This window comes from Kitasatospora sp. NPDC051914, assembly GCF_040680995.1.
In the GTDB taxonomy this organism is placed as follows: domain Bacteria; phylum Actinomycetota; class Actinomycetes; order Streptomycetales; family Streptomycetaceae; genus Kitasatospora.
Window position 1 is genome coordinate 1 of sequence record NZ_JBFAXX010000143.1, and the last position, 5,344, is coordinate 5,344.

Below are 5,344 nucleotides of genomic sequence, written 5' to 3' on the forward strand. Positions count from 1 at the left end.
CCGGACACCTTCCTGCGCAACGGCTGGTACACCGAGAACTACACGGCCGGCGCGGCCGGCGCCGTGGAGCGCGGCCCCGGGCCCGCGTCCGTTGTCGGGGCCGCACGAAGCGGCGGACGGGGACGGCCGGGGACGGGCCGTCCGGCCGACCCACGGCGGGCCGCAAGCCGTGATCACCCGGTGGGCCGATGCGGCGGCGGTCTTGGACTCAACGGGTGGTACGAGGTGACCGCCCGCGGGCGGGGGTCGTTGGACCGGCGGGGCCGGTATCGGTCGCCGCACTCCGCACCACCGAGCTGGAAGGACACCCCCATGTCCGATCCCGTGTCCGAGCCGTCCCCGGAGGCGTCCCCCGGGGCGTCCGTGCCTCTCGCGCACGACCTGGCCGCGGCCGAGGCGTCGAAAAACCTGCTGCAGCAGATGGAGGAGCTGCTGGCGACCGTCAGCGCCAACCTGGCCGGCCTCGGCGTCGACCTGCGGTCGTCCGCCGCCCGGGCCGGCGCGCCGGACGACGAGGCCCCCGAGCAGGGCACTCACGAGTGACCCACGGCCGCAGCGACCGGCGGCTCGAGCCGGACGGCCAGCACCGGACCGCCGGTACCTGTGTCCGTGTCCGTGTCCGGAAGGTCCTCCCCGGCGAAGTCGTCCACGGCGTCCGGGACGTCCACCGGGTCCGTGAAGTCCGCCGGGTCGGCCCCGGGCGGCAGGGAGCCGTTCTCCCGCCGGACGGCGCGCAGCAGTTCGGCCGCGACGTCCTTGCACTCGGCCCCGGCGTCGACGCCGTCGATGCAGCGCCAGTAGACGCTCTCCGCCTCGGCCCCGCAGGCCAGCACGACGAGGGTCTCGGCGACCTCGTGGAGCAGGCTGCCGAGCTCCTGCAGGACCGGTTCGAGCTCGCCGAGCTCGCCGAGGCGTTCGGCCCGGCCGCCGCACGTCCACTCCGCGCCCGGACCGCCGTCCCCCTCCGGGCCGCCGGCCGCATCGGGATCGTCCGGCGGGTGGTCGAGGCAGCCCGCCGCGTGCGAGCCGGCGTCGCAGAGCAGCCGGCCGAGGGCGCCGATCCCGCCCTGCTCCTGCTCGGCGATCCGCGCGCCGACGGCCTCGGTGAGCAGCCCGGCCTGACGGGCCTCCTGCAGGACGTCGGGCACCGTCCTCGCCTCGGCCAGTGCATGGCGGGCCGTCTTGATCAGTCGCAGCGCGTCCATGACCGCCGCTCCCCTCGCTCGCATCGGACCGCCGTTGCCGACGGTGTGTCACGACGCAAGCGTGCGGGCAGGCCCTGTCCTCACGGCCCGCCCGCCGCAGACCTGTGGAAAACCCGCCCCTGTGGACAACCGGCATCACCCACTCGGGGGAGCTTTACGGCCGGAAGCGGCTCAGCCGGTCCGATCGCCGGACTGATCGTCGCCCGGCGCCGAGTGCTCAGGCCCCGAGTGCCCCGGCACCGAGTGCTCCGGCGGCGCCGCCTCCGGTACCGGGAACCGCTGCTCATTGCGCTCGATCTTCGCGGCCAGCGCCTCCGCCGGGTCCACCCCGACGACCGTGCAGAACTGCAGCAGGTACGCCAGGACGTCCGCCACCTCGTCCCGCACCCGGTGCGCCCGCTCCGGGTCCGCCATCACGTCGTCGGCCTGTTCCGGCGTCAGCCACTGGAAGATCTCCAGCAGCTCGCCGGCCTCCACGCTGAGCGCCGCCACCAGGTTCTTGGGCGTGTGGTACGGCTGCCAGTTGCGTGCCGCCGCGAAGTCGGCGAGCCGCCGGCTCAGCCGCACCAGGGCGTCGTCCTCGGGCCCGCGGGCGGCAGGGGCGGGCTGCTCGGCGTCCGGCCGGCGGGGTTCGGGCCGGACGGGGTCGATGTGGTCGCTCACGCCCCCAGGTCTACCGCATCGCCGTCGCCACGAACGGTCTGCAGCGGAACCCGGGGCCGGTCCGGCAGGACGAGCACGCTGTGGCCGCTGGCCGGGTCGCGGCGGCACTCGACCATGTCCACCCCGTCGACGTCGGCGGCCGCCGACGGCTCCTGCAGGGCGGCCAGCAGCCGGACGTCCCCCTTGGCGCAGACCTCGTGGGCGACCCGCAGCAGGGAGGCGACCTGCTCGGTGCCGAGGCCGGCCCCGAGGTCCTCGGCGAGGACGGTGAGCTGCCGGTGGGCCGAGGGCACCTCGGCCGCCGCGTCCACGTCCAGCACGCCGGCGCCGGTGAGCAGCACCGCCGCGAAGGCGAGCAGCCGCAGCATGCCGTCGGAGGCCTGGTCGGCGCCGGTGCGTCCGAGCACGCCCTCGTCGAAGACGGCCATCAGCCGCTCCTGGACGCCCTCGCCGCGCCGGGCGACCTCCAGTCCGAGCAGGGGGTGCGGCGCGGCGGCCTGGACGGCCTTGAGCAGGCGCCCGTAGCGGCGGCTGCACTCCTGCGAGAGCCGGGCGAGGACGGCGGAGATGTTGGAGGCGGTGCCGACCAGCCGCGCCTGCGGCTCCGGCCTCGTCCAGCTGCGCATCGCGGCCGGCACGGGGTGCAGCGGGAACACCTCGCGCAGTGCGGTGAGCATCTGCTCGGCGGCGGCGAGCACCTTGCGTTCGCCGGGCGAGGAGCCGGCCACCCGGAGCGGGATCTGGGCGGTGATCAGGCTGTCGCTGGGGAAGGGCGCCCGGATGTCGCCCTGCCGGGTGTCGTTGTGCCAGGTGACGTTGACCCGGCCCTGGGCGATGTCCTGCTCGCCGGTCTCCACCAGGGTCTCGCCCGCGAGGGTCAGCCATTCGCGGGCCACCCGGACGCGGCCGTCGGTGCGGACGACGAGTTCCAGGCGGATCGGTCCGGCGCAGGAGCGGACGGTGCAGCCCAGGATGATCGCGTTGCGGCCGTGCGGGACGCAGCCGGCGAGCCCGCCGCGCACCGGCCCGGCCAGCGGCCCCGCGGTGCCGCCGATGCCGTCCAACGAGGGCCCGATCTCCTCGCCGATCGCCAGCCGGGAGAGCACCGCCAGGGCGTCCAGGGCGTTCGACTTGCCGACGCCGGAGGGGCCGTGGAGCACCGTCAGGCCGGTGAGCGGCAGCGTGGTGCGCCGGTAGGACTTGAACGAGGTGAGCCGGAGTTCCTCGACGGCAGGGCGGCGGGTGGGACGGGCGATCGGGGCGGCGGGAGCTGCGGCTTCGCTGGTCACCCGGGGACCCTAGCGGCCGATCCGCCAGATGAAACGTCCCTGCTCCGGCCGGTTCACACGAACGGCTCAGCATTCGCACACGCCCGCCACGGCCTTCCCGGGGAGTCCGCGTCCCCGAGCGGTCGGCGCTCCCGAGGCCCTCCCGGGGAGTCCGCGTCCCCGAGCGGTCGGCGCTCCCGAGGACGCCCCGGGAAGTCCGCGTTCCCACGCCCGGACTCCGGGCTCCGGCTCAGCCGTAGACCGCGAGCCGGACGGAGCCGGTGACCTCGACCGGCTCCGGGAGGGCCTCGAGCGCGGCGGCGAGCCGGTCCGGGGCGGTGTGCCAGGCATTGGGGCCCATGCCGACGACGGCGGCGGCGTCCGTCCGGGAGAGCCGCAGGGTGAACTCCACCTCGGTGCGGTCGAGAAGGCCCAGCCAGGGGCTGAGCTTCTCGTCGATGCGGCGCTCCTTCTCCTCGTCGACCGAGAGCAGGCCGAGGCCGGAGACGAGCTCGCGCAGGTGACGGCCGGTCGGCGCGACCAGCAGCAGGCGTCCGCCGGGGCGCAGCACGCGGCGGATCTCCGGCCCGTTGCGCGGGGCGAAGACGTTGAGGACGAGGTCGGCGCAGCCGTCCAGCAGCGGCAGCGGGCGCCAGGCGTCGCAGACCACGGCGCCGATCCGCGGGTGGGCCTTGGCGGCGCGGCGCAGCGCGTACTTGGAGATGTCGAGGGCGGCTCCGGCCGGGCCGCCGAGGCGGTCCAGGACGTGGGCGAGGTAGTGACCGGTGCCGGCGCCGAGGTCGGCGACCAGCCCCTCGGCCCGCTCTTCGGAGCGCCCGTCGAAAGCGGCGGAGGCGGCCTCGGCGAGCGCCTCGGCGATGGGCAGGTAGTGTCCGGCGGCGAGGAAGTCGGCGCGGGCGGCGACCATCTCCGCGGTGTCGCCGGTGCCGGTGTGCGCGTCGCCGGGGAGCAGACTGACGTAGCCCTGCCGGGCCTGGTCGAAGCTGTGCCCCGCGGGGCAGCGCAGGGTGCGGCCGTCGAGGGCGAGGTGCTGCGCGCAGTGCGGGCAGGCCAGGTGGGGCTCGATGTCCTGCAGCAACGTCGCGTTCCTCGTCGGGCTCGGGGGTGGGGCCCAAGCCTAACGAGTCAGTCGGTGTCGTCCTCGTCGTCGTCCCCGCCGACCTCTTCCTCCTCGGGCTCGTCGACGACCCAGGCGGAGAGCCGTTCGGCGACCCCGCTGACGCCGATCTTGCCCTCCCGGATGCCGCGGGCGAGGCTGCGGACCTCGCGCGCGGTGGTGGCGACGCTGCAGCCGCTGGCCACCAGGTAGGCGTAGGCGACGGCGGTGGCGAACAGCTCGTTGTTCCGCTCCAGCGAGGGGATGCGGATCAGCTGGTGCATCAGGGCCGCTGCCCGGTCGTGGGGTTCGGGGTAGACGGCGATGTCGAAGATCTCGGCCTGGTGCCGGGCGACCGCGGCCAGCAGCGACCCGTAGTCGGTGACCTGGGGGTCGCCCGGGGTGTACTGCTCAGCGGTCATGAGCAGCCACGAGAGGTCGACCTCGAGCTTCAACGGCGCACATCCTGGGCGCCCGGCTCCCCGAACTCGGCCAGGAAGGCCGTCTCGTACTCCTTCATGAACTGTGCCGCGGTGTCCACGAAGAGGCGTCCTGCTTCGCCCATGTCCTGCTGGACGAGTCGCTCGATGTACTGGTTCATGCTGATCCCCTGCTGCTCGGCCCGTTCCCGGGCCATCTCGGCGGTGGTTGCGTCCACCCGTACGTTGAGTTGTTTCTTGGTCATGACTTCAAGCTAGCGCTGGGGTGCTAGCACAGCAAGGGCGCATTCCGGCCGCCTCTCCGCACCCGCTCCCCTCAGATGTCCGTTCGCGCCCCACCGGAAACCAGCCGGGCGGCCCGGGCGGCGCCCGCCGCACGGGAACGGCCCCGACCTGCGCGGAACCGTCCGACGCGAACGGAACCCGGCATCCGGGTGTCCTGCGGGCTGCCGGCCGGCCGCGAACGGGTGTACGGCGAATTCCCGCCACCGCCTCCCGGACGGCGGCCACCGGCCCCGGAACGCCGATCGGCGGGCGGCTGGGGACGCCCGCGTGGAGGGGGGGGGGGGGGGACCGATCGGGCCGGGGGGGGGGGGGCCCGCGGGGGGGGACCCGGCGGGAGGGGGGCGGGGGGGGGGGGGGAGGGACAAG

General features: G+C 75.1%; 7 protein-coding genes. 1 reads left to right on the forward strand and 6 read right to left on the reverse strand.

The features are described from left to right. Positions 1-312 precede the first annotated feature (312 nt). On the forward strand, positions 313-543 hold the full coding sequence (locus AB0M03_RS39325; RefSeq protein WP_363501549.1) for a hypothetical protein: 231 nt from the start codon (positions 313-315) through the stop codon (positions 541-543). On the opposite strand, the gene AB0M03_RS39330 is transcribed toward AB0M03_RS39325, so the two are convergent. The 6 genes from AB0M03_RS39330 to AB0M03_RS39355 all read right to left on the reverse strand — a co-directional run bounded on the left by AB0M03_RS39330 (position 534) and on the right by AB0M03_RS39355 (position 4,938). Then, positions 534-1,205, reverse strand: a complete 672-nt coding sequence (locus AB0M03_RS39330) for a DUF6099 family protein (RefSeq protein ID WP_363501552.1) — start codon at positions 1,203-1,205, stop codon at positions 534-536. The genes AB0M03_RS39325 and AB0M03_RS39330 overlap by 10 nt on opposite strands. A 171-nt stretch (positions 1,206-1,376) precedes the next feature. After that, positions 1,377-1,775: a nucleotide pyrophosphohydrolase gene (locus AB0M03_RS39335; RefSeq protein ID WP_363501565.1), complete on the reverse strand. Its 399-nt coding sequence runs from the start codon at positions 1,773-1,775 to the stop codon at positions 1,377-1,379. Positions 1,776-1,864: 89 nt separating this feature from the next. Beyond that, positions 1,865-3,157: an ATP-binding protein gene (locus AB0M03_RS39340; RefSeq protein ID WP_363501555.1), complete on the reverse strand. Its 1,293-nt coding sequence runs from the start codon at positions 3,155-3,157 to the stop codon at positions 1,865-1,867. Positions 3,158-3,386: 229 nt separating this feature from the next. Further along, on the reverse strand, positions 3,387-4,235 hold the full coding sequence (locus AB0M03_RS39345; protein WP_363501558.1) for a putative RNA methyltransferase: 849 nt from the start codon (positions 4,233-4,235) through the stop codon (positions 3,387-3,389). A 47-nt stretch (positions 4,236-4,282) separates the two neighbouring features. Further along, positions 4,283-4,708 carry a fic family toxin-antitoxin system, toxin component gene (locus tag AB0M03_RS39350; protein ID WP_263105354.1) on the reverse strand — a complete coding sequence of 142 codons (426 nt, stop codon included), beginning with the start codon at positions 4,706-4,708 and terminating at the stop codon, positions 4,283-4,285. Continuing rightward, positions 4,705-4,938: a toxin-antitoxin system HicB family antitoxin gene (locus AB0M03_RS39355; RefSeq protein WP_363501562.1), complete on the reverse strand. Its 234-nt coding sequence runs from the start codon at positions 4,936-4,938 to the stop codon at positions 4,705-4,707. The genes AB0M03_RS39350 and AB0M03_RS39355 overlap by 4 nt, the downstream gene beginning before the upstream one ends. Between the last annotated feature and the right edge of the window lie 406 nt (positions 4,939-5,344).